Source organism: Acinetobacter sp. 70_2, assembly GCF_056736115.1.
Genome location: NZ_JBWZIP010000012.1, coordinates 359,204 through 386,173, shown reverse-complemented (window position 1 = coordinate 386,173; position 26,970 = coordinate 359,204). Strand labels below are relative to the sequence as shown.

Genomic DNA, 26,970 nt, shown 5'->3' with positions numbered 1-26,970 from the left:
GTCAATTCATGCGAGAAATCATTCTTATATCCTTTTTAGGACCGGACCAACCAAACCAGTTTACCCGATTAATGCAAGTACTATCCGTACATTCATTGCAAATACTGGATGTAGGTCAGGCCGTTATTCATAATCAACTGACATTGGGCATCGTGGTCGCTTCAGATAATGAAACTGCGACAGCGTTGGCAATGAAAGAGATTTTGATTTTAGCACATGATATTGGCTTAACAGTGCGCTTTAAACCAATCTCGGGCGCAGAATACGATCAATGGGTAAGCGAAGGTGGACGAACTCGTTATATCGTCACGGCTTTAGCGCCAGAACTGACTGCTGCACATTTACAAGCAGTTACACAAATTGTGTCTACACAAGGCTTTAACATCGAAACGATAACGCGTTTATCCGGCCGTGTAGACCTTGAAAAAGATAGTACATTGCCTCGTCGTGCTTGCGTACAGTTTGGTTTAAGCAGTGGTCCAACTTTAGATGCACAAGCAATGCGTGCAGCTTGTTTACTTCTTTCAAGCGAATTAAATATTGATGTCGCTGTTCAAGAAGACAACGCATATCGACGTAATCGCCGTTTAGTGTGCTTCGATATGGACTCAACCTTAATTGAGCAAGAAGTGATTGATGAGTTGGCGATTGAAGCAGGGGTAGGTGCACAAGTTGCTGAAATTACTGAAAGAGCAATGCAAGGCGAACTTGATTTCCAACAAAGCTTTCGTGCCCGTGTTGCATTGTTAAAAGGGCTTGATGCTGCTGTTTTACCTAAAATTGCTGAGCGTTTAACTATTACTGAAGGTGCAGAACGCCTCATTTCAACGTTAAAAGCACTTGGATATAAAACGGCTATTTTATCAGGCGGTTTCCAATATTTTGCTGAATATTTACAAGGCAAACTTGGTATTGATGAAGTTCATGCCAACGTTCTAGACGTACAAGATGGCGTTGTAACTGGTGAAGTAAAAGGTGTCATTGTTGATGGCGCACGTAAAGCTGAATTATTACGTGAGCTTGCCAACAAACTCGATATTTCATTAGAGCAGGCAATGGCTGTCGGTGATGGCGCAAATGATTTACCAATGCTTGCGATTGCAGGACTTGGCGTAGCGTATCGTGCTAAACCGCTTGTTCGCCAAAATGCGAATCAGGCGATTTCAAGCGTTGGTTTAGATGGTGTACTGTATTTACTCGGTATGCATGACAAAGATTTAAACCGTGCTTAAATAATACTGAACAATCATTAAGCGCTGCTCAAGAGTAGCGCTTTTTTTATGTAGAATAGTCATAAAAACAAGCAAGTTATGACAGAATTGTGCACAGAAAAAAGGCAATAAAAAAAACTGAAAAAAACTTATTTTCAGGCAAAAAAACAGCATAGTTTTTTGTAATGACACGCCAGAATTGATGCCATATAGGCCGTAGAACTTTTTTAAATTTACAAAAATGTAATGACAAAAGAATGTTGCGACAAAGTATGTCGCATCGACAAATAACAGGTCTTTTTTTCTAAAAAAAAACATCCATAATGCTTTCTAAGCTTCAACACAAATCATGAATTAAAGTTGTTTTTGGAATGAGGTCTGGTGTTCAGACCGAATGTTTTTAGACGTTTTCATTAAGACGGAGGTTTCTATGGTAACAGCGAATTTTGCCGCTATCGCCGGATTCAGCTTAATTGCTGTCGCGCTTGTTGCTGTTTTCTTTTCTCCTTACCGTCGTTGGCTTGGTTTTATGCTTGCAGGGATGTTTTTTTGGGGGCTATTGGAAGTGGTCCGTTTTGGAGTTCAAGTCACTTTTGAAATGCCAGTCACATATAGTTATTTAACTGCACTAAGTCTAGCGATGGTAATGGTCACATTTGTTTTATTACGTGAGGATAAACAGGCACAGAAGGCTTTGGCAAATCGCCAATATATAGAACATACGCCAGTATATGAAGATGATCAGCAGCAATGTTCTAGCCGATAATTAAATTGTTATCTAACGGTAAAAAGGTATGCACAGCATGCCTTTTTTATTTACGAAAACATGATTTTTATTATACAAAGCATTTATTAAAAAATAGCCAGTTATGCTACGATAGGCTGGTCTGTTGACGTTTCATATATAGATTGCGTTGCCAATTAGAATATCATCAGTCGATGCACAAAACAGGCAATGGGGAGCCCTTGCTGAGTTTTGCCCCAAGGTTTTCATAAAAATACAATAGGCGTGAATGTTCATGAAACTTTCTTCTATACCTGTAGTCAAGTTACCACTTGTTGATGTCAGTACAGACCCGTTAGATTTATTGGTAGCAGGTTTGGCACTGCGTATGAAACAGTTGGCACGTACAAGTCCTAAGTTTATTGAGCTAGTGCATGACCGCGCATTCCGCATTCAAATTGGTACTGATTTAGGTGTTGCTCGCCAAATTATTATTAACAATGGTCACATCGATACAGTCGCTGGCTCACCTGAAAAAGCTGACTTTATTTTGCAATTTGCAGATAGCGAACAAGGTGTAAAAACTTTACTTAAAGGCGACCCAACTGCATTTATGACGGGTATGCAAGACGGTAGCATTAAAATGGAAGGCGATTTCAGCCTGCTCGTTTGGTTTAACCAAGCAGCTAAACTCATTCCACCAAGATTACCAAAACCAGTAAAAGATAAAGTACGTCAAGCACGTGCTTTTATTAAAGAAAAAACTGGTCGCTAAGATCTAATAAAAAAACTCCCGATTGGGAGTTTTTTTATATTTAAGCTTCAACTTCTAAATTGAAAGTGACTGGCCCATCATTAATGAGGTGTACTTTCATGTCAGCAGCAAAAATACCTGTTTGAACATTTTCAAACTGTGAGCGGGTATATTCAACTAACTGTTCATAGAGTGCTTTTGCGTCGCTAGGTGGCATAGCTGGACCAAAGTCTGGACGTAAACCTTTTTGGGTTTGAGCCATGAGCGTGAACTGAGAGACAAGCAGGACTCCGCCATTTGCCTGAGATACATTCCAGCCCATCTTGCCTTGCTCATCATCAAAAATACGATATTTTAAAATCTTATCGATAAGCTTCTGACCTATGGCTAAAGTATCGTCTCGGCCAATTCCTAAAAAAACCAATAAGCCATGCTGGATTTCACCGGTCGTTTCACCGTCTACCACCACTTTAGCTTCAAGAACTCGTTGTATTAAAGCGCGCATTGTTAGAGAGTTTCTGCAATTATTTGAATTGATGCAGTTTAGCAGAAATTAATTTAAATGATTTTTAAAAGGAAATTTCATGGAGTTGCAACAATGGTATAAAAGCTCATAATTCATCTATAAAAATATGCTTTAATGCTAAGAAGCAAGCGAATAATCATTGACTATGTCTCCAATTATCCATTCTTTACTTGATACAGACTTGTACAAATTTACAATGCTACAAGTGGTTTTGCATAAATTCCCGCAAACACATAGCGTCTACCATTTTCGTTGCAGAAATTTAGAAGATACTGTTTATCCATTAGTGGATATTTTGGATGACTTAAACGAGCAACTCGACCATTTATGTAATCTCAAATATAAAGAAGACGAACTACAATATTTAAGAAAACTACGATTTATTAAAAGCGACTTTGTCGATTATTTAGAACTATTCCAGCTTAAACGACGTTTTATTCAGGCCAGTATAGATGCGGAAGGCCGACTAGATATTCGTATTGAAGGGCCGATGGTTCAGGCCATGATGTTCGAGATTTTTGTCTTAGCCATTGTAAACGAATTATATTTTAGCCGTATTAAAACAGATGAAGTCTGGGTTGAAGGTGAACGCCGTTTAAAAGCCAAGCTTGAATTGATTCAGCAATATGAAAAATCCCAGCAGCCGAATGACCCTCCATTTTTAGTTTCTGATTTTGGTACACGCCGCCGCTATAGCTTTGAATGGCAAAAACATGTAGTGGCTGCATTTCATAAAACTGTTCCAAATGTGTTCCGTGGAACGAGTAATGTTTTGCTGGCTAAAGAATTAAATATCACGCCAATTGGAACCATGGCACATGAATTCCTACAGGCGTTTCAGGCGCTTGATGTCCGCTTACGTGACTTTCAAAAAGCTGCTTTAGAAACATGGGTTCAAGAATATCGTGGAGACTTGGGAATCGCTTTGACCGACGTTGTTGGGATGGACGCTTTTCTTAGAGATTTTGACCTGTATTTCGCAAAACTGTTTGATGGCTTACGTCATGACAGTGGTGATCCTTACGAATGGGGCGATAAAGCCTACGCGCACTACCGTAAATTAAAAATTGACACTAAAACTAAAATGTTGACCTTTAGTGATGGTCTCAATTTGCCAAAAGCATGGGAATTGCACCAATACTTCAAAGACCGTTTTCAGGTGAGTTTTGGTATTGGAACCAATTTGACCAACGATATGGGGCAAACACCGCTCAATATTGTGTTGAAACTGGTTGAGTGTAATGGTCAGTCGGTTGCCAAAATTTCGGATAGCCCAGGAAAGACCATGACCGACAACGATACGTTCTTGGCTTATTTACGTCAGGTTTTCCAAATTGAAGAGCTTGAAGAAGCTGTTTAATTACAATGTAGTTTGACAGCTTGGCAGGCACTTAACGCTTGAGAATGTTTATATCTGATTTTTTGCTAAACGGTAGCAGAAAATCAGAGTTTGATAGATATAAGCTTATGCTAAGATGAAATTAAGCTGGTATAAAAAGTAACCATGACGATGACACTCCCTGATTTTAAACTCGATTTATTAATAGAAGCAGAAGAGTTAGTGCCTTATTTAGGCAATGAATATATTCGTATTGTAGATTTAAGCCGTGCCTCGGTTTATGAACAACTCCATATTCCACATGCCATTCACTTACAGCCTAAATGGTTGGTGGCTCAGCATGAAGAAGCCACTGGCATTTTGCCAGATGAAGCAGGTTTACAAGCGCTCATTGAAAAATTGAATATTTCGCCAAATCACCATGTGGTGGTCTATGACGATGAAGGTGGGGCATGGGCTGGGCGTTTAATCTGGAATTTGCATTGCTTAGGATTTACCCGCACCAGTTTAATTAATGGCGGCATTCATGCATGGCTTGGCGCAGGATTACCCACCACAGCTGAGGTTGAAGAACTTCCTCGAGTTGATAACTTAATTCAAATTGATTTATCACATGCTGCTCAGTTCCGAGTGAACTATGAAGAACTAAGAAAACAGGTTGAGCAAGAAAGCATTCAATTGTGGGATTGTAGAACGATTGATGAGTACAGTGGTGTCCGTTTAGCAGCACGACGCGGTGGTCACATTCCAAATGCACTCCATTTTGAATGGAGTACTGCACTTAATCGTCAAAATCATCTAAAATTGCATCCGCTTGAACGCACGCGGCAGCGTCTTGAACAACTTGGGTTCGATTTAAAACAACCTGTAGTCGTATACTGCCAGTCACATCACCGTTCTGGTTTGGCCTATATTTTGGCTAGACTTTTGGGTTGGGAAGCAAAAGCCTATGATGGTGCGTGGAGTGAATGGGGCAATCGCCTCGATAGTCCTATCATTACTGGAGAATCGCCGTCTTGAGTTTTACATCTCGCTTAAAAAAAGAATTATTTATTAAGGCACAAAATCTTGTTCCTCAGCATCAGTTAAGCCGTGTGGTGGGTAAAGTTGCTGCAAGTGAAAATCCAGTGTTAAAAGCTGCGGTTATTCATGCATTTAAAACCAAATACGGCATTGATTTATCAATTGCTGAACAAGGCAATGCACTCAAATATAAATCTTTTAATGATTTCTTTACTCGTGCATTGAAAGATGGCGTACGTTTAGTTGACGAAAATGCAGACAGTATTGTTTCACCAGCAGATGGTGCAATTTCTCAAATTGGTAAAATTACTGCTGGCGAAGTTTTTCAGGCAAAAGGCCAAAGCTTCTCTGTAGAAAAATTAATTGGTGACCCACAACTTGCTCAACCTTTCCAAGAAGGCGAGTTTGCAACTGTTTATCTCTCTCCACGTGATTATCACCGTGTTCATATGCCATTTTCAGGCACATTAACTGAAACTTTATATGTACCAGGTGAGTTATTTTCAGTAAATCAGGTCACTGCTGAAAATGTACCAGGTTTATTTGCCCGTAATGAGCGTATGGTTTGCTTGTTTGATACTGAACTTGGTCGTATGGCTGTTGTTCTCGTGGGTGCGATGATTGTTGCAGGTATTGAAACTGTAGCAACAGGTAAAGTAAAACCGTCGGGTCGTATCGAATTACAGCATCATCAGTTGAAGTTAGAGAAAGGTGCTGAGCTTGGCCGTTTTTATTTAGGTTCTACTGCAATTATTTTATTTGAAAAAGATAAAATCGAGTGGGAAAAACGTTTTAAAGCCGAGTCCGTTGTTGTCATGGGCGAACGTATGGGCCATACGCTTTAACCCATCAATAGATTTAAAAAGAGAGCATTTGCTCTCTTTTTTATTTACATTTCTATAATTAACTATATTTTTAAATATAATGTTTACCAGTAAATTAATTTTTAACTCATTATAAATACTCACGAAGAGAATAAAATGTCCCCAACTCCTATCATTAGTTTATATTTTGCTTCGGCTTTGACTTTCGTGGCCGCGTTACTTCATTTTATTTGTGTGTTTTGGGGAGCAAATGGTTTTCGGTTTTTAGGGGCTGGGAAAAGTATTGTTCAGATGGTCGAAAGGGGACATTGGTATCCGAATTTTACAGCTATAGCTGTGGGGATCATCCTAACAGTATGTTCTATGTATGCCTTCTTTGCAGCAAAAGGACTACAGCTATTACCTTTTACCGAAATTATTTTGTCACTTGTTGCAGCCGTGTTTCTTATTCGTGGTTTTGCTTTTCCATGGTTAAAATCAAAATTTGTTGGGAATAGTGATTTATTTTGGTATATCAGCTCAGCCTTTTGTTTAATACTGGGTACTTTATATGCCGTAGGCGTATATTCAATATCAAAGAATATATTTTAGCTTAGGCAGAGTTAATACTTTTCAAAATTAAAAAGGGAGTATGACTCCCTTCTTCATTATTTAGTCCAACCATATTTTTTGAAAATAGCATTGCCTTGTTGAGACGATAGAAAATCCACAAAACGTTTAGCTTCAGTGTCTTTTAAACTATGCTTGGTTAAGGCTACACCTGTATCTCGATAAATAACTAGCTCTGGTTCAATTCGTATAATTTGTCCAATATCTGGGTTACTGGCTCCCCAAATATTAAAGACTAACCAAGCATCATAGCTGCTATTTTCTTCCCAGTTTTTCTTGGCAATTCCTGTGTTGGCTGCATAGGTGGCAATATTTTTTCGAAAAGATTTGGTTAATTGAATATTTCCAGTTCTGCCAGCAATATCTTCCCACATACCGACTTGACCTGCGCCATGCGTAACTAAAACCTTAACACCGGGTTTAGCGAGGTCTTTAAAACCTTTAATATTCTTAGGGTTTCCCTTTCTCACTAAAATGGCTGCGGGACGTAAATATAAAGGCTCTACCGAGTCTTTTATAATTTGCTCAGAAAAAGCATTTTCAAAATCAGACATCATGGCTTCGGAACCGCTATATATAACATCGGCATCTTGTTTCGCTTTTTCCGACCATTGAGAAGTAGGTCCAGAAGTCACATGGACTGCTATGCCCGTTTTATTGGTGAATTGTTTGGCGGCTTCTTTCATTGCGGGTGCTGGACCACCAGGACCATACACTTGTACGTCTGCAAAGCTATGGATAGATACAGAACCGAGAATAAGACAAATTAGGTACGGTATAAATTTATATTGTTTTGACATTTTAATCGCTGTAGTAATTAGGAAGATATCAGCATATATTTTTTATTATTTAAACGGGATTAATTTTTGCAACTGTATTTATATTAAATATTTTTAAAATATAGTTTTATTAAATTTCAGTAAATCTGTTTTAATGTGTTTTTAGATTGAATATAAATTATAGATAATTTTATGGTAATTTATATTTTATAAATTGATTATTTAAATAGATGCAATGTAAATAATAGAGGAGTAATCCCTTGATTAGAAAAAGTAATTCCTTTTTTAAAATTTTATTTAGCAGTATTTGTTTGACGTCTGGTTCTGCTATGGCTGCTCCAATTACAGATTTGAGTAAGCAAATAGTGAGCGAAAAACCGGGTTCAATATTGTCTATAGAACAGCAAGATGTAACGAGTTTATTTCCCCATGCCGATCAGCATTTGTTGATCAATTATCGTAGTCGAGGTGTGAATGGCGAGCCTATCGTTGCCTCAGCGTTTATTTTATTACCAAAAGGAACACCACCAAAAAATGGCTGGCCGATACTGGCTTGGGCACATGGTACGACAGGAGTTGCTGATACTTGTGCACCTTCGGGTGATTATGCCGGTGGACCAGTTCACTCATACCAAGAAGTTGCTTCAAAAGCGTTAGATGGTTGGCTTGCACGAGGCTATGCAGTAGTAGCACCTGATTATCAAGGTCTGGGTACTTTAGGCGCACATCCTTATATGAATGCAAAGAGCCAGCTGCACACAGTAGTAGATGCTGTACGGGCGTTACATATGCTTAAGCCAAAAGATTTCAATAAACAATGGTTGGTAATGGGCCATAGCCAAGGCGGAGCTGCTGCTATTGCTGTGGCGGCGTATGGTCAAAAAGACGCTCCTGAACTCGATTTAAAAGGAGCGATTGCACTTGCTCCAGGCGGCTATCAATATGAAGGCATTGCAGAATATGTGAAAACTAATCCAAACCCAGAACCAAGTGTGGCAGCTTTCTTCCCGATTGTGTTATTGGGAGCGCAAGCAGCGGAGCCAAGCATTGTTCCTGAAAATTTAGTCAGTGCAGAAATGAAGGCGGTGCTAACTCAAGCGCGCAGTCGTTGTTTATCTGAACTTCAATCTGATTTGAAGAAATCTCCTTCTAGCATATTTCGCCCTAATGCAGATTTAAAACCTCTTTTGGCTTATTTAAAACAACAGTCCATTGAAAATATGGTGCCTACCGTGCCATTAATGATTGTTCAAGGTTCTAAAGATCATTTAGTCGACCCTAGAGGGACATCGGCTTATTATCAACAGCTATGTAAATTAAAAAAACCAGCGATTTATCAAACAATTGATGGCGGAGATCACCGTGATGCATTGCGCCAGAGCAACACTTTTGCCACCAACTTTTTAAATGTTATAGAGAAAAATCAGGCTAAATCTTATTGCTCTAATTTTAAATAAATGGATTTAAATGTGACAAAAAAGCCGACTTTTCATGAGTCGGCTTTTTAAATGTGAGAGGGTAACTTTAGGTCATGTTATAGAGTCTTTCTTTTGGAAAAACTGCGGTAAATGTTGATCCTTCGTTTTCTTTAGACTGCACATCTAAATAAGCGCCGTGTTGCATCAGCACATGTTTTACAATCGCCAAGCCTAAACCTGTACCACCTGTTTGACGACTACGGTCGCTATCAACACGATAAAAGCGTTCAGTCAGTCGTGGCAAATGTTTAGGATTAATTCCAATGCCCGTGTCTTGCACACTAAAGTAAGCATGTTCACCATCATCATGCCAGCCAATGGTAATAGTTCCGCCTTTTGGTGTGTACTTGATGGCATTGGTAATTAGATTACTAAATGCGCTGGCAATTTCCATGTCAGAACCAATCAGGTCACAGTGGCTATCAATGTGTAAATTGAGCGTGTGTCCATAATCGGCATTGTAGGCCTGAGCATCATCAAACAATTGATTCATTAAACTCGGCATTTCAATAATCTGATTTTTTGCAATTTTCTTATTATTTTCTAAATTAGATAACAGCAGTAAGTCATTGACCAACGCATTCATACGCTTGGTTTGTGACTGCATTTGATCAAATGCACGTTTCCAGCGTGGACTAATATCTTCCTGATCGGTAAATGTCTCGATATAACCACTCAGCACCGTTAATGGCGTACGAAGCTCATGCGAAATATTATCGACAAAGTCTTTACGCATCTGCTCAAGGTTATGCATACGAGTCACGTCGTAAGCCACCAATAAACGACTTTCTCCACCAAATCTTGTGAGCTTAACCTGCACATAGCGGTCATCATCAAGACTCGAATGGAGTTTAATCCCATCTGGTGCTTGATCAATATTGTTAAAATATTCAATAAAAGTAGGCTGGCGCAAAATGGTTAATAAGTTACGACCACGGTCGAGAGGACTGATTCCCAATAAACGCTCTGCGGCAGGGTTCCACCATTCAATTTGATGTTGATCATCAATGAGTACTACTGCTTCAGCGAGGGCAACTAAAGAAGATTGAGCACGGTCAATCAGCCCCACCATTTCGGCCTGAACAATACGTTCCTGACGCTGAGCACGATACACATTAAATAATAATGCCCCCCAAATACCACTTAGGTTGGGAGGAACATCGTAAGGGTTGTTGGCAATCCAGTCATTCACCAAATATAAAGAACGCAACTGGAGTGCAAAAAACACCACGAAGGCGATAAAAATACAGCTCCAGAAATACCCAACCCCTAAACCGACTAAACCTGCAATAATCAGGAAAAATAATAAAAGTCGTAAATCTTGTTTAGCAAACGTCCACAAACTACTGTAACGGGAAAGCTTTTGTTCACGTACCTGTTCAGGGACGGGGTAGGGTTCATACATAAATTTTGGTTAACCTGCGGCTAAATCTGCACGTGTAGAGAAACGATAACCTGTACCACGTACGGTTTGAACAAATCGGTCAACACCAAAAGGTTCTAACACTTTACGCAAACGACGGATATGTACATCGATGGTACGATCTTCAATGTATACATTACCGCCCCATACCTGATCGAGCAACTGGGCACGTGTATATGCACGTTCCGGATGGGTCATAAAAAATGCAAGTAAGCGATATTCTGTTGGTCCCATATCTAAAATACTGTTACCAAAGCTCACGCGTTGGCTTACAGGATCAAGAATTAAACCATTGGCATCAATGGTTTTTTCACCGCTTAATGCATTTGCACGGCGTAAAACAGCTTTAATACGAGAAACCAGTTCACGGGTTGAGAAAGGCTTTGTCATATAGTCATCTGCGCCAGCGTCTAGACCTTGTACTTTGTGGTCTTCTTCTCCGCGAGCAGTGAGCATAATGACTGGAATTTCTGCTAGGTTTTCATCACGTTTTAAGCGGCGGCATAAATCCACACCACTTACGCCTCCAGGTAACATCCAATCAAGCAAGATAAGCGCCGGACGTTGGTCGACGATAATTTGATGAGCCTGTTTGGCATCTTCAGCCTGTAAACATTGAAAGCCTGCCATATCCAAAGAAGTATGGATCATTTCACGAATGGGAAGCTCATCATCGACAATTAAAATATAGTCATCTTTCACAGCGTAATACCTTGTAGATTTTAACGGTGAACCGTTTTGTAGTTATGACAGGCTTATTACAAAGATTAATTATGACAATTTCATTGCAGAAAAGTCTATAAAATCGAATTTAGCAATAATTTGTGACAAAAATACGGCAAGCACATGACCGAATGATGACAGGGCGGCATAAATTTTCTTAAAGCCATTCAAGGTGTTACCAATTTGCTTTCAGCTAGGTTTTTGGACTTAAAGTAGTGTCAAAAAACTTTAATATTATTTTGAAACTTGTGCCAATAAAGACAAGAAAACAATACGGCAGGCTGTCAAAACTTGTTCAAGAGACTGCTCAAAGCCACCCATGACCCATCGAATTGCAATTTGCGTAACATATCCGTTTAGCCCTGTCGCAATTAAAGAGAGCTCATTTTCCTTATGCTGTATTTGTGGCATGGTCAGCATAACGAACGCTTGGATCATACGGTCAAACTGAGCAAGGGTTTCTTGAATGGTGGCCTGATTATGTAATTCCTGAACCAGAACTGCATCTACATAGACAATACGGGCTAAACGAGGATCTTCTTTTAAGGTGGTCAGCAGTGCTCTTAAGCCTGCATCGACCATTTTTTCTGGATCTGGCGCAGCTTTAATCACAGCTTGCATTAAGTTTTGCTGTAACTCTTCAATCATTTTTAAAAAGATGGTCTGGAATAAATCCTCACTCTTTTTAAAAGATTCATAAAAATAGCGTTCAGTGAGTTTTGCTTCTTGGCAGACATCCTTTACCGTCACTGAAAAAAAGCCAAGGGTCCCATAAGTCGCAATACCCGCTTCAATGAGTTTTTCGCGGCGAGCTTCTTTACGTTCGGAAAGAGATAACCCTTTGAACTGACGTTCTTTACTCACAGTTTTTGTTTTCTTTTTACTGGTTGAGTCGTTTGTCGCCATAAATAAATGGTTTCCTGATTTATCGGTTTTTCGGCAAATATGAGGCCTATGATAAAGCGGTCAGCAGAATTGTGCCAATCTATCTGAAATTACAGTGTACTATATTGACAATGATTATTGTCAAAATTATATTAAAAGAGTCTAAAATGCACATGCAATGAACCGGTTGTGCAAATCGAAAAACAAAGGATGGACAATGAAAAATTTTAAAAACAAAGTCGCTGCAATCACGGGCGCAGGTTCTGGCATTGGGCAACAATTAGCAATTCTCTTGGCAAAACAAGGTTGCCATCTTTCATTAAGTGATATTAATGAAAAGGGTTTAGAGAAAACTGTTGAGCTATTAAAACCCTACAGTAACATTACTGTAACGACCAAAAAGTTAGACGTTTCTGACCGCGAAGCAGTAAAGCAGTGGGCACAGGAAACCGTGCAAGATCATGGTTCTGTTAATCTCATTTTTAACAATGCTGGGGTAGCTTTAGGCTCAACTGTAGAAGGGGCAACCTACGAAGATTTAGAGTGGATTGTTGGAATTAACTTCTGGGGCGTGGTTTACGGGACCAAAGAATTTTTACCGTTTATTAAGCAAACTCAAGATGGTCACATTATCAATATTTCTAGCTTATTTGGTTTAACAGCTCAGCCAACTCAGTCTGGCTATAATGCGACTAAATTTGCGGTACGTGGTTTTACCGAATCGTTACGCCAAGAGCTAGATATTGAAAAATGTGGTGTAAGCTCGTTATGCGTACATCCGGGAGGAATTCGTACCAATATTGCGAAAGCTGCAAAAATGAGTGATAGCTTGAGTAGTTTAGGTATGGACCCAAATAAATCGATTGAAAACTTTGATAAGTTCCTACGTACCCCACCAGAAGAGGCAGCCCGTCAAATCTTAGACGCAGTTTTGAAAAATAAACGCCGTTTACTCATTGGTAGTGACGCAAAAATTCTGGATGCATTCCAACGTTTGTTCCCGACAGGCTACCAACGTGCTTCAACGATTGTCACGAAATGGATGAAATAAGATTTAAATTAAAAAAGCCATCAATTGATGGCTTTTTTTATAAGGTTCAAGCTTTTTAAATCAGGACTTTGATCTTCTTTTTCTTCCAAATAAACTGGTAATACAAGCCTTGAACAATACAGAGGCTGACAAATGCCAAGGCATAGGCAAACCAGATTCCTTTAAGTCCCCATATTGAGCTAAACCAGTAAGCACATGGAATTTCAATAAATAAAATAGCTGAGATATTGAGTAACATTGGAGCTGTCACGGTTCCGCTGGCACGCATGATGGATGCAAAAATAGCACCTGCACCAAAGAATAAAATTGCCCAAAGTACAATAAATAATAGCTGCTGCCCTAATACCACCACGGTTGGGTCGGTAATAAATAAAGCCATTAAGTATTTTGAAAAGAGATAGCCAAGCGCAATTAAGGTACCTGTAAATAAAAAGTTCATACCTAAAGCCGTGCGGGTAACACGTGCGAGTAGGTCTGATTTACCTGCACCAATGGCTTGTGCTGCAAAAATTGAAGCTGCAATTGAGATTGATAAAGCAGGGAACTGAATATAGTTGAGTACTTGGTTTACGGCACCATACGCAGCTGTCGCATGAGCTCCAAAGCGGTTAACTAAACCTACAATCACGAGTCCCGCCATAGAAGTCGTAATCATTTGAATACCGGTTGGAACACCTAAACGTAAAATGATTTTGCTCAATTCTGGGTTGTGACGGATATGTTGCAAAAGCTGGCGGTTCGGTCGAAGCGGATGCTTTTTCTTGTTTAGGTAAATCGCAAGGAAAATTAAGATAGCCACATAGCCAGTGATGGTTGCAATTGCGGGTGCAATAATCCCTAGAGCAGGTAAACCAAAATAACCCTTAAGCAAAATTGGGGTAATGACCAAACCAATTACGCTAGTTAAAGCAAGGGCCAGTAAAGGCGTGGTACTGTCACCCACACCACGTAAAATAGAGGTGTAGATAATATAGACAAATAGAAGGGGACTACCCGCTAACATCCATTGCACATAAGGCAAAGAGAGATGCATGACCTTTGGGTCGGTGCCTAAAAGCTCTAAAATATCATGGGCAAAAAATACACCAATAATCGCGGTAATGATTCCGCCAATAATGGTCATAAACAGGGTGGAGCCAACCACACTTTGAACTTTTTCAATATTCTGTGCACCCCATGCCTGTCCTACTAACACTGTGGTGCCTGTTGAAATTCCGATAATAAAAGCCAACAGTAAAAATAAAATAGGGAAGAAGACAGAGACTGCGGCAATTGCATCAACTCCCAGCATTTGTCCAACAAAGATGGTGTTAATGGTACCAGATAGGTTTTGCAGGATATTGGTTGCAATAAGCGGCAATAAGAAAACAAAAAATGTTTTCCATAGATTTTGCTGATGAATTAAAGACTGTCTTGGTGGCATGTGTTCTCCATCGCCCATCTCTTTGATGAGCGGGGCGGATATTCAACTTAGCATATTTAGATGAGATTTCTTGTAGTGTTTTACTAGGCTAAGTTTCTAAATTTATTAACATTCATTCAAGATTTCTCCTGCTTTTTGCAATGTCTCATCATTTTTAGCAAAGCAGAAGCGAATCAGGCGTAACGACTCTGGTGCTTGCTGGTAAAACACCGAAACAGGAATAGCCACAATTTTATGTTGCTCGGCAAGAAACTGGCACATTTCTACATCGTTTAAGTCGGGTCTAATTTGACTGTAATCAAGGTTTTGGAAATAAGTACCTTGAGATGGCTTAAGTAAAAAACGGCTATTGTGAATTGCCTGATTAAATCGATCTCGCTTAGTTTGATAGAACTGTGAAAGTTCCTGAATGTGTTCTGGATGTTGCTGCATATATTGCGCTAGCGCAATCTGACAAGGTGTCGTACCACAGAAATTTGCGTATTGGTAAATCTGGCGGAATAAACGCATTAATTCAGGTGAAGCAACACAGTAACCGGTTTTCCAGCCTGTTACATGGAAGGTTTTACCAAAAGAACCAATCACAAAACTACGTTCTCTGAGCTCTGGGAAATGCAATGCACTAAAGTGTTGCTGACCATCAAAAACCAAATGTTCATAGACTTCATCGGATAAAACCACAATGTTTTTATCTTGAATTAGTTCAATCAGTTCTAACCAGTCTTGTTTTTCCCAGATGGTGCCAGTTGGATTGTGAGGCGTATTCACTACAATCATACGGGTTTTGTCATTAATCAAATCTTTAACTTGCTGCCAGTTCACCTTAAAGTCAGGTGCTTGCAGGGCAATACGAACAGCTTTACCACCTGCTAGCTGAACAGAAGGCCCATAGCTGTCATAACTCGGGTCAAAAATAATGACTTCATCACCTGCGTTGATACAGGCTTGTATGGCACAGAAAATAGCGATGGTCGCGCCAGGTGTAATCGTGATCTGGGTTACAGGGTCAAGTTGACGTTGATCACGCTGTTGAAACTGTAAAGCAAGCTGTTCACGGAGTGCGAGAATGCCATCACCAGGTGGGTATTGATTGTGTCCAGCCAAAGTTGCCTGTGAGAGGGCTTCGAGCAAAGCATGAGGGGCTGGAAAGTCTGGGAAACCTTGTGAAAGGTTAAGTGCACCCAAGCGCTGTGCCATTGCCGTCATGGTACTAAAAATAGTTACCCCTTGTGCGGGCAATTTTGACTGAAGCTGTAGCATGTTATTCTCTTAAGATAATTATTAACGTTATAAAATCGATTCAATCGCTGCGCGGATTACACCTAGAGTTAAACCGATAAATGCACCCACTACAACGCCATTTACTCGAATCATGTGTAAGTCGCCACCGACTTCATTTTCAATTTTTCCAATCATTTCACGTGAGTCCCATTCATGAATGCGCTCACTCACATAGCGTATGATTTTATGGCTATATTGATCCGTAAAGTTCATGGCAAGTCCTGTCATTTCTTTGTTGAGAACTTCGCGTACTTTTATATTTTGGACAAGGTTTTCACCCAATTGCTGAATGGCAGCTCTAAGGTTCATTGCAATGCCAGAATCTTCTTTCATTAGATCTGCTTTAATGGCATCACATAAAATGGTGACAGCACCACTAATGAAATTTAGAACTTGTGGACTATCTAACAGCGCATCTTTACCGCTATTGAGACGTTGACTGGCAACACTGTCAGGATTTGCTAATTCGAGCATAAGCGAATGAGCAACGGTTTCAATTTCCTGTCGCCAAGGGTGTTCGTGGTCGGCCAGCATTGATTCTACTTTTTCAACCAGTGAATCGATGGTACGTTGTTGAACATCAATACCAATCCAGCTTGCACCTTTTGCAAGAGACCAGACACCCAGCGCTTTAAACATTTTTCGGGTTAACTCACGGGTTTTATCCGGGTTTTGTACGACCCACTCATGCGCAATATCGAGACCACGTTGCAATACATCTTGGTGGAAATCATTTTCCAAGACCGCGCGTAGCATTTCACTGGCGAGTTTATTGACTTGAGTGTTACGCACCCATTGCACACTGTTGTTTTGCACAAAATTAGCAATTTGCTCTTGGCTAACAAATTCAAAAATTTTCGGGACAGTTTGCTGAATGAGCTGCACTACTTGTGTGTTGTTTTGTGGGCTGGCTAGCCATTGCCCAATGGCAAGGCTTAGGTCAGTTTTTTCTAAGCTTCGTTCTACTACTTGAGGTGATAGAAAATTTTCCTGCACAAATCGGCCCATTGACTCTGCAATACGAGCCTTATTGCGTGGAATAATTTCGGTATGATCCCGCAAAAATTTTGGGATAGGAAGCTTGCCAAATGGGTTTCGAAACAGGACGGTAATGGCATACCAGTCTGCGAGTCCACCCACTACGCCAGCTTCCGCGCCTAACATTAAAATATGAATTAAGTTGGTGTACTCTGGCAGAAAGCGATTGGCAATCAATAACCCAATCCACAGCACTACTACAATAATAAGTGCCAGCGTCGCAAAGTATTTGCTGCGCTTCAGATTGGGTGCATGGTGTACTTCTTCTGCCATATTCATACGGTCATCCTATTCATTTTTGTTTTACTGGCGGCTCAGGCGGCGGCAACAATTCTCCTGTCGGGCTTAAACCATATTTTTGTCCGATAGATTTGAGAATTAACGTTGCATCAAAAGCGTCCTGCGGAGCCTGCTTTTGATCCCGATAACATTCAATAGTATACGACACTTGAACAGGGTCGATATTGACCACTTGTGGGAAATCATAGAACGGATCATGCCAGAAGCCCGGATAACGGCGACCATAACCATACGGATAAAAACTCGGCGCAGATGGGTAAACCACGGCCTGACGAGGTGGTTTTTGGCTTTGATTACTTGGGTCATTTTGCACTTTAAAAAAGCGGAAGCCTTTTTGTACGGTCGTTTGTGCTGCTTTCACCAAGGTAATTTCTTCAGCTGTTCCATAGCTCATGTTTGAGTCAGCTTGGAAGCTGATTCGGAACGTTTGTGCATTTAACGGATAGGCTGAAAACTGGCCAAGCTGATTGAAGGTTTTGGGTTTGCTCGGTAGGGTTGAACAAGCACTTAAAGTTAAGGCAGTGCCTAAAGCTAAACAAAGAGAGAGATATTTCATGGTGAACTCCCAGCTGAGCATGGAAGAATGGATAACTCAGCATTAAAAAATAAAGCAGTCTTAAAAACTGCTGTTCGGTTCTAATAAAAATTCGGTTTCCTCTAGTGTTGAAACACGTCCAAGGATGGCATTGCGATGAGGATAACGTCCAAAGCGATCGATAATCACTTTATGTTTTTTCTCAAAGCTTAAATTTATTTCATTGCCGAGGCGTTGAAATAATTTTAAAGCAAACTCATGAATTAGCTTCGATTCACTATGCATAAACGGCATGTATAAAAACGAGCGCTGTTCAGGGTTAAGCTGTGCATCGAGTTGCAAGCTAATTGCTTCTTGTGACAAAGCTAAAGCGAGGCTGTCGTAAGCAAAAGATTCGGGTTGATCACGATAAATGTTGCGAGAAAACTGATCTAGCACAATAATCTCTGCAAGACGACCTTCTGCCGTTTTTCGCCAAGACCAAAGTTCTGCTCGAGTTGCCTGACGATGAATGTCTGCAAATTGATCACGAATTTTTGTGTCAAATTCATCACTTTTTGCAAACCAAAGTGAACGGTGTTCAGGTGAAAACCAGAAGTTTAAAATGTCTTGATCGTTCATGATATTGACAACTCTTTAGCAATTATTCTTCAATAAAATCACAATTCTTTCGTGTCTTAAATAACAAGATTGTGATAAAAATTGCCAAACTGAAATGATGTGATCATATCAACATCCATATCATGTCACGATTTTGTATATAGTGATCTTTTATAAGCGAGCAAATGCATGAGTCAACCCACTACACCATCTCAATCAGTTATTCCTGCTTGGGTGGATTCGTCGCTACTACAAGGCATGTTACGTGGAATAGAACGTGAAAGCCTACGTATGCAAAGTAATGGGTTCTTATCACAAGAGTTACATCCAAAGGCATTGGGCTCAGCTTTAACACATCCAAAAATTACAACTGACTATTCAGAAGCGTTGATGGAGTTTATTACTTCACCACAGCCAACGATTGGGGATGCCTTGCATGAGCTCACCGATATTCATGCGGTTGTGCACCGCCACTTGGAAAATGGTGAAAAACTCTGGCCGTTGTCTATGCCGTGTATGCTAGATGACAATGAGGAGCGTATTCGTCTAGCGCAATACGGTACTTCTAATATTGGCCGTTTCAAGACACTTTATCGTCGTGGTTTGGGTATTCGTTATGGTCGCCGTATGCAGACCATTTCGGGCGTCCACTATAATTTATCTTTTCCAGATTCGCTTTTTACTGCCTTGCAGGCACATGAAACTGACGAAAAATTAAAAGCACTCAGCCTGCAAGATTATCGTAGCCACCGCTATTTTGGTCTTATTCGTAATTTTATTCGCTTAACGCCACTGGTAATGTTCTTAGTCGGAGCGAGTCCTTCGGTTTGTCGTTGTTTCTTGACTGGACATGAACATCATTTGTTGCCTTTAATCAAAGGGTCATACTATTTACCGTATGCTACAGCCCTGCGTATGGGACGTTTAGGCTACCAAAACTCGGCACAAAAAAGTTTAGGTATTCACTATAACAACCTATCTGGTTATCTGGCTGGTTTACAAAAAGCAGTACATTCTCCTTACCCGCCATTTAGCCGTTTAGGGTTAAATGATGCCTCTGGTGAACCGTTGCAAATTAATGATCATGTTTTACAGATCGAGAATGAATATTACAGTCTCGTGCGTCCAAAACAGGTGCCTCACGCAGGTGAAACGCCATCTCAAGCCTTGCAAAATCGAGGAGTGGGTTATGTTGAACTTCGTGCAGTAGATGTAAATCCATATTCACCAATTGGTGTAAATGAAACAACGGCTGGCTTCCTTGAAGCACTTGCACTTTATTGCTTACTCAGTGATAGCCCTGAGTTGCTATGTCCTGAGCAAGATTTGATTGAGAAAAACCAGACAGAAGTGGTTAACCGTGGCCGAGCGCCAAACGCAACCATTACTGATTTAAATGGGTCTTACCATATTGAAGATTGGGCACGTCAGCATATTTCGAACATGCAGGCTTGTGCCAAATTACTCGATCAGACCTATGCGACAAATCTGTACAGCTCGGCTTTGACCGTAATGCAAGAACGCATTGATGAAGTAGATGAAACATTATCTGCCCATGTCATTGATGACACGTTAAAGCATGGTGGAACCTGGAGCTTTGGCAGTCATATGGCACAGATGCATGCTGAAAGTTATGAAAAGCATGAAATCAGTGCAGAGACTTTACAATATTTTGAACAATTGGCTGCACAATCTTTACAGCAGCAAGAACAACTTGAGCAAGATAGTCAGATCAGTTTTGATCAATATCTTGAACAATATAGATAAAAACGAGGTTTTACATGCGATTAAGTTACCGTTTGGTGAGTGGACTGCTTGTATTGGCAAGCATTGTCGGCATGTCTTTTGCGTTATATTTGGAACATGTAAAAGGGTTAGAGCCATGTCCGCTCTGTATTTTTCAACGTGTTGGCTTAATGGCAATGGGTTTTGTGGCGCTCATTGCATTTTTGCATAACCCAGTTTCCAATGCGATTAAACGCCTCTATGCATTTTTAGCAGGTATTGCAATTTTATGGTCAGTCGGCGTGGCAGGCCGTCATGTTTGGATACAGCATTTACCAGCAGACCAAGTACCAAGCTGTGGACCGGGTTTAAATTATTTAATCGATGCTTTACCGATGAAAGCAGTTTTACAAGAAGTGCTTTCTGGTTCAGGTGAATGTGCGGCAATTGACTGGACTTTTTTAGGCCAGTCTTTACCAATGTGGTCATTGGTTTATTTCGTTTTGCTTTTGTTGGTCTGTTTATGGCAGTTATTCCGTTTTTATCCAGTATTTAAGACTGCTAAAAAGTGAGTTTAACACGATTAAAAAAAGCCCAACCTAGGTTGGGCTTTTTTTAATCATATTAGAATAAGTGAGAATATAAGAAAAATTGATAAAAATAACGCATAATTTTATAGACAGATAGTTCTGTTTTTTATAAAGTGCACCCGTTTATATATCCTTACGATTATAAAAAAATGCTTTTTAATATATTTAGTGTCTTGGAAAAAATAGGGCTAAATGCTCAGAAACGTGCTATCCATGTACAGTTCTCTAATGAACTACTCAATAACCAAATATTCTTACAACGTATAGAAGGCCAACATCAGCTGAATGGTGGCCTAATGGCAGAGTTGATCTGTCTTTCAACCAATGCCCAAATTGCATTGAAGCAATTTATTGGCGTTCAGGTCGCTGTTGATCAGGTTACAGATTCGGGACAATTATTCCGAACAACAGGTATTGTGACTGAAGCCAGTTATGGACAAAGTGATGGTGCTTTAACGCTTTATAAGCTGACTTTAGAAGATGCGACAAATTTATGGCACAAACGCCGTAATAGTCGTGTTTTCATGAATAAAAGTATCGTAGAAATTACCGAAGTTCTATTTAAAGAGTGGCAAGAAAAAAGTCCACTGTTTGCTGCGAGTTTAAGTCTAGACTTGGGTGGGTTAAGTCAAAACTATGATATTCGACCTTTCACCATGCAGCACAATGAGTCTGACTATGACTTTCTCACGCGCTTATGGCGAAGTGAAGGCATTAGTTGGCTCATTGATGAGTCAGAACTTTTTGTTCCGCATTTTACTGCGCCAATACAAGCTCAAAAACTAAGACTCATTGATGATAATAGCCAGTATCAGGCTTTAGAGCGTCGTAGTATTCGCTATCACAGAAGTAGCGCAACCGAATATCAAGATAGTATTACTGGTTTTGTTGCAGTGCGAAGTTTGCAACCGACAGCGGTACATGTGCAGCGCTGGCAACCCGATGCCCTTGCACAAGAAGAGGGTAATGGTTCGGTTGTTACCACGCATACACATTCGGATAACTTCGACTCAGCCACTTTAAGTCTTGAGCAAGCATGGCACGTAAGCCCCGCTTGGATGCAAGATTTAAAAGGAGAAGATCAGGCAACGGCTTCGGGTGGTAGTCAGTTAGAAAAATTAAATCAACACTTCACCGACATGCATGCGAGTCGGGCTAAATACTTTAAAGCCTATAGTAGTGTTCGCGATAGCCAAGTCGGCTATTGGTTTAATCTACGCGAGCACCCTGAAATTGATCAGCATGAAGGGGCAGATCAAGAGTTCCTGATTATTGCTAAAAACTTTTATAACCAAAATAACTTGCCTAAAGATTTACATCAGCAAGTTAGCCAGTTATTAACCCAAAGTCGTTGGGACCAACATGGTTATGATGATATAGAGCGTCAAGGTAATGAGCTGACTCTAATACGCCGTCAAATCAAAACTGCGCCTGAATATAATCCAGAACAGCATCGACCAATTGCCTATCCACAACGAGCAAAAGTCGTGGGGCCACAAGGAGAAACTATTCATGTCGATGAATGGGGGCGCATTAAAGTACGTTTTCTATTTACCCGTAGTGATGATCATGGCCATGACGGTGGTGCAGGTAGCAATGACAATGATACTGACTCAGCTTGGGTGGATGTTCTGACTCCTTGGGCAGGAGAAGGGTATGGGGCACGTTTCTTACCACGTATTGGTGAAGTGGTTGTTATTGACTTCTTTGATGGCAATATCGACCGTCCATTTGTGACTGGGCGCATCCATGAAGCGCAGCGTTCACCAACCAGGTTCGATATAAAAGGTCAGCTTCCTGCAACTAAAAAACTGAGCGGGATTCGCAGTCAGGAAATCAATGGAAGTGGCTTCAACCAATTACGCTTTGATGACACAACTGGACAAATCAGTACCCAGCTCCAAAGTAGCCATGCAGCAACACAGCTGAATTTGGGTAATCTAAGCCATCCAAAAGAACAAGAGACGAGCCAAGGCCGTGGTGAAGGCTTTGAACTGAGAACAGACGCTTGGGGAGCTGTGCGTGCAGGTAAAGGCATGCTCATTAGTACCTATGCACAAGAGCAGGCGATTGCAGACCATTTAGAGGCTGCACAAGCACAATCTTTACTTTCACAAGGCTATGAAAGCATGAAAATGCTCAGTGAAGTTGCAGCTAAGCAACAAACTGATGCTTTGAACGTGATTAATCGCTTACCTAAATTCATCCAGTCACTTGAGCTAAAAACCACAGGTCAAGCATTAGATAGTACGGTAAATCTATTTAAAGAAGGGATTAATAACGACCCTATTCACGCACTAAAAAGCTGTGGTGGCTTTATTCAAGACATTGGTGCGCTAGGCGGCAATGCGAAAGGCGTTGTAGATGAATTTAATGCTTTCTTCACCGATGCCAAAGATGCGGTGGAAAACTTAAAAGCTTTCATCGAAAACGTTGAAGAACATGGTGCCGATATCGTTAAAGGTAAGCTTGCCAGCATTAAAGATCGCATTCATAAAAATCCATTTGAGAGTATTCAAGAGGTCGGAAAAGTCTTAGCCAATGTTGAGACTAAAGACTTTGACATGATGAGTGTATGTGGCACTTTTAGTAAAGGCAGTAAATTGGAAGTATCACCTTCTAAAGCATTGAGTTCTTTACAAGGCTTTATGGAAGGTTATACCCAAGGTTTAGAAAGTAGTTCCGATACTAAACAGCAAGAACAAGGCAAAATCTTTAGACAAGCCTTGATGTTATTAGCTTCACCAAATGGTATTGCTTTGACGACTCCTGAAAATATTATTTTGCAAGCGTCGCAAGATATTGCCGAAAGTGCTAGCGGCTCAATTAATTTGAGTGCACAGAAAAATATTATTGGACATGCACAAGACAAAATCAGTTTGTTTGCTGCGCAAAAAGGCTTGCGTGCTTATGCAGCAAAAGGAAAGCTCGAACTACAAGCACAAGATGATGCTATTGAAGCAATTGCGAAGAAGGTTATTAAGCTGATTTCTACTGAAGAAAAAATCGAGCTTACAAGTCCAAAAGAAATTGTATTAACAGCTGGTGGGTCACAGCTCAAAATTAATGCCAATGGCGTGTTTTCAACCACAGGCGGTAAGTTTGAAAGTAAAGCTGGGCAACATTTGTTTACGAGTGGGGCCAAGGTTTCTTATGAGGTTCCTCAACTGCCAAGTACCATGATGTATAGTAATAAGTTGGATGTTTATGATTTGTTTTGGCAGAATGATTTTAGTCAGTTTAGTTATAAAGCTTTTATTCCAGCAACAAATTCATTTATCTCAGGAGGCCTAGATGAACATGGGCGAACTGGGAAAATTACAAAAGAAGATCCGTTGAATATAAAAGTTTTAGTTGGAAAAGAGCAAGAACTGTGGGATGTAATTGTTGATGAATGGGATGATGAGGATTTTACTTTAGGAGTGAAAAAGAATGAAAAATAAGTGTTTAGTAACCTTTATTCTATTAGACTTGCTAGGACATCCCATTAAGAATGCTAAATATCAAATAAAAAATGGTAATAAACTCGTTGCTGAAGGATTAACAAATTCTAAAGGAGCAATTGTTGACATAAGTAGAGATAAAGGAGTAGTTCTTGATATCTACTTTCAAAATATTTTAAATCAAATGCAACTTATCAATAGAGTCTGTCTTGAAAAAAGCCATGCTATTGTCAAGCTATATAGTCCATCAGTTTTAATAAAAACTCAGCTCAGAGAGAAAGGGCAAGCTGGTCAATATAGTAGAAAAACATATAAGGTGAAAAAAGGCGATACTTTATTAAAAATTTCAAAAGAAATGAATTGTAATATTGAAGAGATTCAAAGAATAAATAAAATTAATGATGCAAATAAGATTTCTGAAGGACAAATACTAAAGTTACCTTTAAACAAGGGAGTTAAAGCAGAACCAAAAAAAATAAATAATAACTCTAATATTAATAATGGAGCTGCTAAGAAGGATAATCACGATGATAAAGATGACCATTGGTTTGGTACATTAGCAAAAGCTCCAGATTGGGTGTCTGATATTAGTGCAGATAAAGTCTATAATTATATTAAAGATCAGATTCTTAATAGTACAGCACCAGAATTAAAAAATGTGAATGCTGAAAGTCAAGATACTGGTAATCCAAAACAAAATATATCTAATTATAAACCAAGTATTATTTTTCCTTTTAAAGAAAAACCTATTAATGATATAAGTGGAGAACTGTCAAATTATTATTGGGGCGCTAAACTCAATGATACTAATGCTTCTATGGCAATTTTTGGAAGAAATAGAGGTGGTAATAGAAGACACGCGGGAAGAGATTTATATAGTAATTGTAAACCTGTCAGCAAGGCAGAAAGTGGCTTTGAAGTAGTAGCTATAGCGCCTGGTAAAGTAATAGCTTCACAAGGATTTTATTTACACACTAATCAAATAAGTATTAGACATAAAACTGATGATGGTAGAGAGTTTATAATTAGGTATGGTGAACTAGATCCAAAATCAATAACATTAAAAGTGGGCGACCCCGTTACGCAAGGCCAAATATTGGGTAAAACAGGCGTAATGAAAAAAAACAATGGACCAGCAGTTATACCTATTGCTGGAAAAACAGCACATAATGTCTCGATGCTACATTTTGAATATTTTACAGGCAATGGTTTTTCATTAGATGATGCGTCAAATCTTACAATAAAAGAGCACGGACTATATTCAAGACGTGATGATATAGCTGATCCCTTAGCAATATTGTTAGAAGGATATAGAAATAGTTTTGATTTACAGTTACCTCAAACTCCTTCTCAGACTCCGAAAGGAAATAGAATACCTATAAGCAATTTAACAACAAGTACAAATGCAAGGTTATTTATTCAAGAATGGGAAGGTAAATATTTAACTCCTGACGGGCAAGGGACATATTATTACAATGATTCTAAGGGATATTGTACAGTTGGTTGGGGACATCTAGTAGGTCAAGCGTCATGTAAAGCTTTAGGGAAAAAGGCTTTAAAAGATTTTATCTCAATATCTCAAGCTAAAACTTATTTTGATGAAGATGTTTTGAAACATGAAGCTTATGTTAAGAAAGCTATTAGAGTTCCGCTTTACCAATATGAATTTGATGCTTTAGTATCGTTAGCATTCAATATTGGGAATATTGCTAGTAAAGCACCTAATTTATGTAAGCTTATTAATGAAACTAATTATAAAGATGGGCCTAAAGAAATGTTAGATATAAATAAAATAACTGTAAATGGAAAAAGGGTTCCAGATCTCGGTTTAACTAAAAGACGTAATAGTGAATATCAATTATTTGTTAAAGGAGTATATGATGCAAGGCATTAATATTAATTTTCTTGGCTTACTGTTAGTCTTTAGTTTGAGTGCCTGCTCAAATGCTGCAGATTATAAACCACAACGGTTAGACGAGAAAACAATGTATAGTAATAGTGAGCATGATCTGAATAGTATATATTCAGATATAAAAAGCTATATCAGTGATAATAAAAATGAAGTTAAGTATCTGGTAGATACTCAACGCTCTTGGTTGAAATATAGAAATTTAAAATGTAAATTTAATGGGAAAGAAGCAAGTAGTGAAAACTATAAATGTTTAAGTGATTTTAATAATTCTAAAATAAAAGATTTGAAAAAGTCATATTTGGACCTTGATAGTTTAGAGGGAAACCTAATAAAACCATTTAAATACACAAATGGTATTATGAAAGAGTTAGAAACAGGTGGGTGTTATTGTAGTGAAAGTACAATTAAAATTTTAAAAAACAAAATTTATATATATCAAGCTTGTGATCAAGGGTTAAAGGAGCCACGTATATATAATATTATTGGCAAGAAAAAAGATGGATTTTCTGTGGAATATCAAATTGATACGAATAATAATAAAGTTCCGGAATTTAATTTGGCATTCGTTACTAACGGTAAAAATGTTTGGAATATAGTTCCGAAAGTCTTTAGAAAAGAAGATTTAATAAATTTAAATTTTGCAATTAATTATACAACTGATGTGAATATAAAAAACAAGAAAAATGATTGTCATGATGATGAAGAGTAATTATGTGTTATTAAGATTTTGATTATATTTAATAATAGTAATATCAGCTTAAAATATGATATTGC

The 26,970-nt window shown here is 39.2% G+C and carries 24 protein-coding genes; 14 read left to right on the top strand and 10 right to left on the bottom strand.

The annotated features are described in order from the left end of the window. Positions 1-8: 8 nt before the first annotated feature. From serB to AC1PJ9_RS05650, 3 genes are all read left to right on the top strand, one after another. Positions 9-1,232: a phosphoserine phosphatase SerB gene (gene serB, locus AC1PJ9_RS05660; protein ID WP_200027011.1), complete on the top strand. Its 1,224-nt coding sequence runs from the start codon at positions 9-11 to the stop codon at positions 1,230-1,232. 409 nt (positions 1,233-1,641) lie between these two features. After that, positions 1,642-1,977, top strand: coding sequence for a ciprofloxacin tolerance protein AciT (aciT, locus tag AC1PJ9_RS05655; RefSeq protein ID WP_004704819.1), 336 nt, complete (start codon positions 1,642-1,644; stop codon positions 1,975-1,977). Positions 1,978-2,230: 253 nt separating this feature from the next. Then, positions 2,231-2,710 (top strand): SCP-2 sterol transfer family protein, encoded by a 480-nt coding sequence (locus AC1PJ9_RS05650; RefSeq protein ID WP_263614865.1) that lies wholly within the window; start codon positions 2,231-2,233, stop codon positions 2,708-2,710. A 40-nt stretch (positions 2,711-2,750) separates the two neighbouring features. Here AC1PJ9_RS05650 and dtd read toward each other — a convergent pair whose 3' ends face one another. After that, positions 2,751-3,194, bottom strand: a complete 444-nt coding sequence (dtd, locus tag AC1PJ9_RS05645; protein ID WP_005109240.1) for a D-aminoacyl-tRNA deacylase — start codon at positions 3,192-3,194, stop codon at positions 2,751-2,753. Positions 3,195-3,360: 166 nt separating this feature from the next. On the opposite strand from dtd, the gene pncB reads away from it, so the two are divergent. The 4 genes from pncB to AC1PJ9_RS05625 all read left to right on the top strand — a co-directional run bounded on the left by pncB (position 3,361) and on the right by AC1PJ9_RS05625 (position 6,992). After that, the gene (gene pncB / locus AC1PJ9_RS05640) at positions 3,361-4,575 is read left to right on the top strand and encodes a nicotinate phosphoribosyltransferase (protein ID WP_311087280.1); all 1,215 of its coding nucleotides are present in this window, start codon (positions 3,361-3,363) and stop codon (positions 4,573-4,575) included. A gap of 150 nt (positions 4,576-4,725) precedes the next feature. Next, a complete protein-coding gene (locus AC1PJ9_RS05635; RefSeq protein WP_311087279.1) occupies positions 4,726-5,574 on the top strand; it encodes a sulfurtransferase in 849 nt (282 codons plus the stop codon). Continuing rightward, the gene (gene asd / locus AC1PJ9_RS05630) at positions 5,571-6,422 is read left to right on the top strand and encodes an archaetidylserine decarboxylase (RefSeq protein ID WP_263614863.1); all 852 of its coding nucleotides are present in this window, start codon (positions 5,571-5,573) and stop codon (positions 6,420-6,422) included. Before AC1PJ9_RS05635 ends, asd begins: the two co-directional genes overlap by 4 nt. A 135-nt stretch (positions 6,423-6,557) precedes the next feature. Next, entirely contained in the window at positions 6,558-6,992 is a 435-nt protein-coding gene (locus AC1PJ9_RS05625) for a hypothetical protein (protein ID WP_263614862.1), read from the top strand. A 56-nt stretch (positions 6,993-7,048) separates the two neighbouring features. Here the strand turns inward: AC1PJ9_RS05625 and AC1PJ9_RS05620 are convergent, their stop codons facing one another. Continuing rightward, positions 7,049-7,810, bottom strand: coding sequence for an AcfC family putative adhesin (locus AC1PJ9_RS05620; protein ID WP_311070083.1), 762 nt, complete (start codon positions 7,808-7,810; stop codon positions 7,049-7,051). A 239-nt stretch (positions 7,811-8,049) separates the two neighbouring features. Here AC1PJ9_RS05620 and AC1PJ9_RS05615 point away from each other — a divergent pair, with 239 nt between their 5' ends. After that, the gene (locus AC1PJ9_RS05615; protein ID WP_311087278.1) at positions 8,050-9,246 is read left to right on the top strand and encodes an alpha/beta fold hydrolase; all 1,197 of its coding nucleotides are present in this window, start codon (positions 8,050-8,052) and stop codon (positions 9,244-9,246) included. 67 nt (positions 9,247-9,313) lie between these two features. On the opposite strand, the gene phoR is transcribed toward AC1PJ9_RS05615, so the two are convergent. The 3 genes from phoR to AC1PJ9_RS05600 form a co-directional block, all read right to left on the bottom strand. After that, complete coding sequence (gene phoR / locus AC1PJ9_RS05610; RefSeq protein ID WP_263614859.1) at positions 9,314-10,672, bottom strand: phosphate regulon sensor histidine kinase PhoR; 1,359 nt, start codon at positions 10,670-10,672, stop codon at positions 9,314-9,316. Positions 10,673-10,681: 9 nt separating this feature from the next. Continuing rightward, positions 10,682-11,392 carry a phosphate regulon transcriptional regulator PhoB gene (gene phoB, locus AC1PJ9_RS05605; RefSeq protein WP_000650776.1) on the bottom strand — a complete coding sequence of 237 codons (711 nt, stop codon included), beginning with the start codon at positions 11,390-11,392 and terminating at the stop codon, positions 10,682-10,684. A 255-nt stretch (positions 11,393-11,647) separates the two neighbouring features. After that, positions 11,648-12,319, bottom strand: a complete 672-nt coding sequence (locus AC1PJ9_RS05600) for a TetR/AcrR family transcriptional regulator (protein ID WP_198071896.1) — start codon at positions 12,317-12,319, stop codon at positions 11,648-11,650. A 196-nt stretch (positions 12,320-12,515) separates the two neighbouring features. Here AC1PJ9_RS05600 and AC1PJ9_RS05595 point away from each other — a divergent pair, with 196 nt between their 5' ends. Then, a complete protein-coding gene (locus AC1PJ9_RS05595) occupies positions 12,516-13,349 on the top strand; it encodes an SDR family NAD(P)-dependent oxidoreductase (RefSeq protein ID WP_311070081.1) in 834 nt (277 codons plus the stop codon). Positions 13,350-13,404: 55 nt separating this feature from the next. Here AC1PJ9_RS05595 and AC1PJ9_RS05590 read toward each other — a convergent pair whose 3' ends face one another. The 5 genes from AC1PJ9_RS05590 to AC1PJ9_RS05570 all read right to left on the bottom strand — a co-directional run bounded on the left by AC1PJ9_RS05590 (position 13,405) and on the right by AC1PJ9_RS05570 (position 18,547). Beyond that, positions 13,405-14,772 (bottom strand): MATE family efflux transporter, encoded by a 1,368-nt coding sequence (locus AC1PJ9_RS05590; protein WP_311087277.1) that lies wholly within the window; start codon positions 14,770-14,772, stop codon positions 13,405-13,407. A gap of 105 nt (positions 14,773-14,877) precedes the next feature. Beyond that, positions 14,878-16,032: a pyridoxal phosphate-dependent aminotransferase gene (locus AC1PJ9_RS05585; protein ID WP_311087276.1), complete on the bottom strand. Its 1,155-nt coding sequence runs from the start codon at positions 16,030-16,032 to the stop codon at positions 14,878-14,880. Positions 16,033-16,059: 27 nt separating this feature from the next. After that, a complete protein-coding gene (locus tag AC1PJ9_RS05580; RefSeq protein ID WP_311087275.1) occupies positions 16,060-17,370 on the bottom strand; it encodes a DUF445 domain-containing protein in 1,311 nt (436 codons plus the stop codon). 13 nt (positions 17,371-17,383) lie between these two features. After that, entirely contained in the window at positions 17,384-17,947 is a 564-nt protein-coding gene (locus AC1PJ9_RS05575; RefSeq protein WP_151761708.1) for a CC0125/CC1285 family lipoprotein, read from the bottom strand. 60 nt (positions 17,948-18,007) lie between these two features. Continuing rightward, positions 18,008-18,547 carry a DUF924 family protein gene (locus AC1PJ9_RS05570; protein WP_311087274.1) on the bottom strand — a complete coding sequence of 180 codons (540 nt, stop codon included), beginning with the start codon at positions 18,545-18,547 and terminating at the stop codon, positions 18,008-18,010. A gap of 168 nt (positions 18,548-18,715) precedes the next feature. Here AC1PJ9_RS05570 and gshA point away from each other — a divergent pair, with 168 nt between their 5' ends. The 5 genes from gshA to AC1PJ9_RS05545 all read left to right on the top strand — a co-directional run bounded on the left by gshA (position 18,716) and on the right by AC1PJ9_RS05545 (position 26,905). Then, a complete protein-coding gene (gshA, locus tag AC1PJ9_RS05565; protein ID WP_000082286.1) occupies positions 18,716-20,293 on the top strand; it encodes a glutamate--cysteine ligase in 1,578 nt (525 codons plus the stop codon). 14 nt (positions 20,294-20,307) lie between these two features. Continuing rightward, the gene (locus tag AC1PJ9_RS05560) at positions 20,308-20,823 is read left to right on the top strand and encodes a disulfide bond formation protein B (protein WP_311087273.1); all 516 of its coding nucleotides are present in this window, start codon (positions 20,308-20,310) and stop codon (positions 20,821-20,823) included. Positions 20,824-20,990: 167 nt separating this feature from the next. Continuing rightward, positions 20,991-24,284 carry a type VI secretion system Vgr family protein gene (locus AC1PJ9_RS05555; protein WP_311087272.1) on the top strand — a complete coding sequence of 1,098 codons (3,294 nt, stop codon included), beginning with the start codon at positions 20,991-20,993 and terminating at the stop codon, positions 24,282-24,284. After that, a complete protein-coding gene (locus tag AC1PJ9_RS05550; protein WP_032011057.1) occupies positions 24,274-26,178 on the top strand; it encodes a glycoside hydrolase family protein in 1,905 nt (634 codons plus the stop codon). The genes AC1PJ9_RS05555 and AC1PJ9_RS05550 overlap by 11 nt, the downstream gene beginning before the upstream one ends. After that, the gene (locus tag AC1PJ9_RS05545; RefSeq protein ID WP_311087271.1) at positions 26,165-26,905 is read left to right on the top strand and encodes a lysozyme inhibitor LprI family protein; all 741 of its coding nucleotides are present in this window, start codon (positions 26,165-26,167) and stop codon (positions 26,903-26,905) included. The genes AC1PJ9_RS05550 and AC1PJ9_RS05545 overlap by 14 nt, the downstream gene beginning before the upstream one ends. Positions 26,906-26,970 lie beyond the last annotated feature (65 nt).

Bases quoted from the DNA above. Each gene is read 5' to 3' on its own strand.
- serB (WP_200027011.1), top strand. From the start codon at position 9: ATGCGAGAAATCATTCTTATATCCTTTTTAGGACCGGACCAACCAAAC.
- aciT (WP_004704819.1), top strand. From the start codon at position 1,642: ATGGTAACAGCGAATTTTGCCGCTATCGCCGGATTCAGCTTAATTGCT.
- AC1PJ9_RS05650 (WP_263614865.1), top strand. From the start codon at position 2,231: ATGAAACTTTCTTCTATACCTGTAGTCAAGTTACCACTTGTTGATGTC.
- dtd (WP_005109240.1), bottom strand. From the start codon at position 3,194: ATGCGCGCTTTAATACAACGAGTTCTTGAAGCTAAAGTGGTGGTAGAC.
- pncB (WP_311087280.1), top strand. From the start codon at position 3,361: ATGTCTCCAATTATCCATTCTTTACTTGATACAGACTTGTACAAATTT.
- AC1PJ9_RS05635 (WP_311087279.1), top strand. From the start codon at position 4,726: ATGACACTCCCTGATTTTAAACTCGATTTATTAATAGAAGCAGAAGAG.
- AC1PJ9_RS05625 (WP_263614862.1), top strand. From the start codon at position 6,558: ATGTCCCCAACTCCTATCATTAGTTTATATTTTGCTTCGGCTTTGACT.
- AC1PJ9_RS05620 (WP_311070083.1), bottom strand. From the start codon at position 7,810: ATGTCAAAACAATATAAATTTATACCGTACCTAATTTGTCTTATTCTC.
- phoR (WP_263614859.1), bottom strand. From the start codon at position 10,672: ATGTATGAACCCTACCCCGTCCCTGAACAGGTACGTGAACAAAAGCTT.
- AC1PJ9_RS05600 (WP_198071896.1), bottom strand. From the start codon at position 12,319: ATGGCGACAAACGACTCAACCAGTAAAAAGAAAACAAAAACTGTGAGT.
- AC1PJ9_RS05595 (WP_311070081.1), top strand. From the start codon at position 12,516: ATGAAAAATTTTAAAAACAAAGTCGCTGCAATCACGGGCGCAGGTTCT.
- AC1PJ9_RS05590 (WP_311087277.1), bottom strand. From the start codon at position 14,772: ATGCCACCAAGACAGTCTTTAATTCATCAGCAAAATCTATGGAAAACA.
- AC1PJ9_RS05585 (WP_311087276.1), bottom strand. From the start codon at position 16,032: ATGCTACAGCTTCAGTCAAAATTGCCCGCACAAGGGGTAACTATTTTT.
- AC1PJ9_RS05580 (WP_311087275.1), bottom strand. From the start codon at position 17,370: ATGAATATGGCAGAAGAAGTACACCATGCACCCAATCTGAAGCGCAGC.
- AC1PJ9_RS05575 (WP_151761708.1), bottom strand. From the start codon at position 17,947: ATGAAATATCTCTCTCTTTGTTTAGCTTTAGGCACTGCCTTAACTTTA.
- AC1PJ9_RS05570 (WP_311087274.1), bottom strand. From the start codon at position 18,547: ATGAACGATCAAGACATTTTAAACTTCTGGTTTTCACCTGAACACCGT.
- gshA (WP_000082286.1), top strand. From the start codon at position 18,716: ATGAGTCAACCCACTACACCATCTCAATCAGTTATTCCTGCTTGGGTG.
- AC1PJ9_RS05560 (WP_311087273.1), top strand. From the start codon at position 20,308: ATGCGATTAAGTTACCGTTTGGTGAGTGGACTGCTTGTATTGGCAAGC.
- AC1PJ9_RS05555 (WP_311087272.1), top strand. From the start codon at position 20,991: ATGCTTTTTAATATATTTAGTGTCTTGGAAAAAATAGGGCTAAATGCT.
- AC1PJ9_RS05550 (WP_032011057.1), top strand. From the start codon at position 24,274: ATGAAAAATAAGTGTTTAGTAACCTTTATTCTATTAGACTTGCTAGGA.
- AC1PJ9_RS05545 (WP_311087271.1), top strand. From the start codon at position 26,165: ATGCAAGGCATTAATATTAATTTTCTTGGCTTACTGTTAGTCTTTAGT.